Source organism: Nonomuraea lactucae (assembly GCF_003313395.1).
GTDB classification, from domain to species: domain Bacteria; phylum Actinomycetota; class Actinomycetes; order Streptosporangiales; family Streptosporangiaceae; genus Nonomuraea; species Nonomuraea lactucae.
Genome location: NZ_QNFZ01000143.1, coordinates 1 through 4,368, shown reverse-complemented (window position 1 = coordinate 4,368; position 4,368 = coordinate 1). Strand labels below are relative to the sequence as shown.

General features: G+C 74.7%; 4 protein-coding genes. 3 read left to right on the top strand and 1 reads right to left on the bottom strand.

Going from position 1 to position 4,368, the window contains the following annotated elements; genetic code table 11:
* The 3 genes from DQW85_RS09755 to DQW85_RS09745 all read left to right on the top strand — a co-directional run.
* On the top strand, nt 1-1,214 hold a 1,214-nt coding region (locus DQW85_RS09755; RefSeq protein ID WP_113700035.1), incomplete at its 5' end, for an aldehyde dehydrogenase family protein.
* 14 nt (nt 1,215-1,228) lie between these two features.
* Nucleotides 1,229-1,969 (top strand): SDR family NAD(P)-dependent oxidoreductase, encoded by a 741-nt coding sequence (locus DQW85_RS09750; RefSeq protein ID WP_113700034.1) that lies wholly within the window; start codon nt 1,229-1,231, stop codon nt 1,967-1,969.
* A 78-nt stretch (nt 1,970-2,047) separates the two neighbouring features.
* Nucleotides 2,048-2,467 carry a winged helix-turn-helix transcriptional regulator gene (locus DQW85_RS09745; RefSeq protein WP_240197059.1) on the top strand — a complete coding sequence of 140 codons (420 nt, stop codon included), beginning with the start codon at nt 2,048-2,050 and terminating at the stop codon, nt 2,465-2,467.
* A gap of 30 nt (nt 2,468-2,497) precedes the next feature.
* Here the strand turns inward: DQW85_RS09745 and metE are convergent.
* Nucleotides 2,498-4,368: 5-methyltetrahydropteroyltriglutamate--homocysteine S-methyltransferase (gene metE / locus DQW85_RS09740; RefSeq protein ID WP_113700033.1), on the bottom strand; the 1,871-nt coding region annotated here is incomplete at its 5' end.

Sequence of the window (4,368 nt, the reverse complement as noted above, 5' to 3'; positions counted from 1 at the left end):
AGGAGCGGGCGGGCGAGCTGGCCGTCCTGGCGGCCCGCGAGATGGGCAAGCCCGTCTCCGCCGGGCGGGCGGAGGTGCTCAAGTGCGCGACGGCGGCCCGCTACTACGCCGCGAACGCCGCGCGGATGCTGGCGGCGACGCCCGCGGACGCGACGGCGGTCGGCGCCTCCGCCGCGTACGTCCGGTACGAGCCGCTCGGGCCCGTGCTCGCGGTCATGCCGTGGAACTACCCGTACTGGCAGGTGGTGCGGTTCGCCGCCCCGGCACTCATGGCCGGGAACGTCGCGCTGCTCAAGCACGCCTCGAACGTGCCGGGATGCGCCCTCGCGCTGGAGGAGCTGTTCCACGCCGCCGGATTCCCGGCCGGGGCGTTCCAGACGCTGCTGATCGAGGCCGCCGCGGTCGACGCCGTCGTGCTGGACCGGCGGGTCGCAGCCGTCACGCTCACCGGCAGCGAGGCAGCCGGGCGGTCGGTGGCCGCCGCGGCCGGGCGGGCCATCAAGAAGACCGTACTGGAGCTCGGCGGCAGTGATCCGTTCATCGTCATGCCGAGCGCGGACGTCCCCGAGGCGGCCCGGGTGGCGGCGCTGTCGCGGTTCCAGAACGCCGGGCAGAGCTGCATCGCGGCGAAGCGGTTCATCGTCCACCGCGACTGCCACGCCGAGTTCACGCGGGAGTTCTGCGCGCGGGCCGAGGCCCTGACCCCCGGCGACCCGATGCGCGAGGAGACCCGGCTCGGGCCGGTCGCGACCCGGCGCGCCGTCGGCGACCTGCAGGAGCTGGTCGACGACGCGGCGGCCCGCGGGGCGGTGGTGCGCTGCGGGGGCAAGGCCGGGCCTGGGCCCGGGTGGTACTACCCGCCGACCGTGATCACCGGCGTGACCGAAAGCATGAGGCTCTGGCGCGAGGAGGCGTTCGGCCCGGTCGCCGCCGTGATCGAGGTCGCGGACCTCGACGAGGCGATCGCCGTCGCCAACGCGACCGATCTCGGGCTCAGCTCGAACGCGTGGACCGACGTCGAGCGGGAGGCCCAGCGCATGATCGCCGAACTGCAGGCCGGGGCGGTGTTCGTCAACGGGATGTCCGCGTCCTACCCCGAGCTGCCGTTCGGCGGCGTCAAGGACTCCGGCTACGGCCGCGAGCTGTCCGACCTGGGCCTGCGGGAGTTCTGCAACGCGAAGACCGTCTGGGTCGGTTCGACCACTGAGGCTTAGGAGGGACGACCGGCATGCCCACCACCGTCATCACCGGAGGCACCGGGGGGATCGGCGTCGCGACCGCCCTGGCCCTGCTGGAGGCGTCGCCGGACCGGGCGATCGCCCTGGTGGACCTGGCGGCGCCCGCCGTCCCGGCCCAGCTCGGGGCGTACGGGCCGCGAGTCGCGCTCTTCGGGTGCGACGTGACGGACGAGTGGTCCGTCGCGGCGGCGGCGGCCGAGGTGCGCGCCGCGATGCCGCCCGTCGACTCACTGGTCAACGGGGCCGGCGTCGTGCACAACGACGCGAGCATCGACATCCCGATCGAGAGGTTCCGCGCGATGCTCGCGGTGCACGTCGACGGCACGCTGCTGTGGTCGCAGCAAGTGGCCCGCCACCTCGACGGGCCGGGCGCGATCGTCAACATCGGCTCGATCGCGGGCCAGTTCGGCCACCCGAGGCGGATCGCCTACGCCGCCGCCAAGGCCGCCGTCCACTCCCTCACCAAGACCATGGCCGTCGAGTGGGCCGACCGGGGCATCAGGGTGAACGCCGTGACGCCCGGCTACATCGAGACGCCGATGATGAAGGAGGTCTCGCGCCTCGGCCTGGTGGACGCCGGCGTCGCCGCGGGCTGGGCGGCGATGAAGCGCCTGGGCACCCCGGAGGAGGTGGCCGGGGCGATCCGGTTCCTGCTCGGCGGCGAGGCGTCCTTCGTGACAGGGCACATTCTCAACGTGGACGGCGGTTTCGCCGTCCTGAAGGCCGAGTAGCCCCTCGCCGCCCGTCCCGTCCCGCATCCCCTGGGTAGGCTGCGGAGCGGCGCTTCACGGAGACGAGGTGAGCGGCGGGTGACCGAGCAGGTGTCCGAGCAGGTGTCTGAGCAGGTGTCCGAGCAGAGGCGGGGCGACCTCTTCGACCCGGCCTGCCCGACGCGGCAGCTGCTCGACCGCATCGGCGGCAAGTGGGAGTCGATGGCGATCAAGGTTCTGGCCGCTGAGATGCCCGGTGAGATCCGCTTCGCCGAGCTGCGGCGCAGGATCCCGGGCATCTCGCAGAAGATGCTGTCGCAGACGCTGCGCTCGCTCGAACGCGACGGGCTGGTGGGACGCCGGGTCCAGCCGACCGTGCCGCCCGCCGTCCACTACTCCCTGACGCCGCTCGGCCAGTCGCTCGACGGCCCCCTCGCCGTCCTGCGCGACTGGGCCGAAAGCCACATGCACGCCATCGAGTCGGCCCGCACGGCATACGACGGGCGCGAGACAGCGTAGGCGGCCCGGCCACGCCGGGCCGCCGTGGGACTACCAGACCCGCTCGTCGCGCAGGTGGCGCGCGGCGGCCACCATGTTCGACAGCGACGCCTCCACCTCCTCGTACGCGCGCGTCTTCAGGCCGCAGTCAGGGTTCACCCAGACCCGGCCGGCGGGCAGCACCTTCAGCGTCTCGCGGAGCAACTGCTCGACCTCGTCGCCGCCCGGCACCCGGGGCGAGTGGATGTCGTACACCCCCGGCCCCAGCCCGCGCCCGAACCCGCCGACCGCGCTCAGGATCCGTCCCCCGGAGCGGGCGGACTCGACCGTGGTGACATCCGCGTCCAGGCCGTCGATGGCGGCCAGGATCTGGTCGGCGTCCGAGTAGCACAGGTGCGTGTGGATCTGGGTGGTGTCGCCCGCGCCCGAGGTGGCCAGCCGGTACGCCGCCACCGCCCACTCCAGGTAGCCCGCCTGCGCGGCGCGCCGGAGCGGCAGCAGCTCGCGCAGCGCCGGCTCGTCCACCTGGATGATCGACACGCCGGCCGCCTCCAGGTCGCGCACCTCGTCCCGCACCGCGTCCGCCACCTGGAGGACCACGTCCCGCAGCGGCAGGTCGTCCCGGACGAACGACCAGGCGACGATCGTGACCGGCCCGGTGAGCATCCCCTTGACCGGCCGGTCCGTCAGCGACTGCGCGTGACGGGCCCAGCGGACCGTGACGGGCTCCGGCCGGCTCACGTCGCCGTGCAGGATCGGCGGCCTGGTGCAACGCGAGCCGTACGACTGGACCCAGCCGTTGCGGGTGACCGCGAAGCCGTCGAGGTGCTCGGCGAAGTACTGGACCATGTCGTTGCGTTCCGGCTCGCCGTGGACGAGGACGTCGAGGCCCAGCCGTTCCTGCACCCGGATCACCCGCTCGATCTCGGCCTCCACCAGCCGCTCGTAGTCCGCCTCGGCCAGCGTGCCGCCCGCCAGCGCGGCGCGGGCCGCGCGCAGCTCGCCGGTCTGCGGGAACGAGCCGATCGTGGTCGTCGGCAGCACCGGGAGCCGCAGGTGCGCCGCCTGCGCTGCGGCCCGTACCGCGTACGCAGCCCGCTCCCCGCCCCTGACCGGCACTCCGGGGGTGGCGGCCTCGGAAGCGGCGCGGTCGGAGGCGGTGCGGTCGGAAGAGGCGCGGTCGGAAGAGGCGCGGTCCCAGACGGCGCGGTCGGACGCCCGGTGGCGGGCCGGGTCGTGGTGGGCCGGGCCGTGGTAGGGGGAGCGGGCCAGCTCGACGACCTCGTCGTGGTGGGCCGGGCCGTGGTAGGGGGAGCGGGCCAGCTCGACGACCTCGGCCACCTTCTGCTCGGCGAAGGCCAGCCGCGCCCGCAGCGCCGGGTCGAGGCCGGGCTCGGCCCCCACGTCGTACGGCACGTGCAGCAGCGAGCACGACGTGCTCACCACCACGTCCGCCGCATGCGCCCCGACGGCCCGCAGCGCCCGCGTGGCCCGTTCCGGGGATGTCCGCCACACGTCGCGCCCCGACACCACGCCTGCCACCACGGTCTTGCCCGCCAGCGCGGCGAGGCCGTCCGGCCCGCCGCGCACCAGGTCCAGGCCGATCGCCTCCACCGGGGTGCCCGCCAGCACCGGCAGCGCCTCGCCCAGGTCGCCGAAGTACGACGCGACGAAGAGACCCGGCCGCGCGGTCATCGACCCCAGCCGCTCGTAGGCCGCCCGCACGGCGGCCAGCTCGCCTGGCGTCCGGTCGGCCACCAGCGCGGGCTCGTCGAGCTGCACCCAGGCCACGCCCTCGGCGGCCAGCGCGGCGAGCAGCTCCTCGTAGCAGCCGAGCACGTCGTCCAGCCGGTCCAGCGCCGTGCCGCCCGCCCGGCTGACGGGGTCGGCCGTGCCGCCCACCCGCCCGACGGGGTCGGCCG

What these genes read in the sequence shown, in the direction of transcription:
- DQW85_RS09750 (WP_113700034.1), top strand. Translation starts at nt 1,229, where the DNA reads ATGCCCACCACCGTCATCACCGGAGGCACCGGGGGGATCGGCGTCGCG.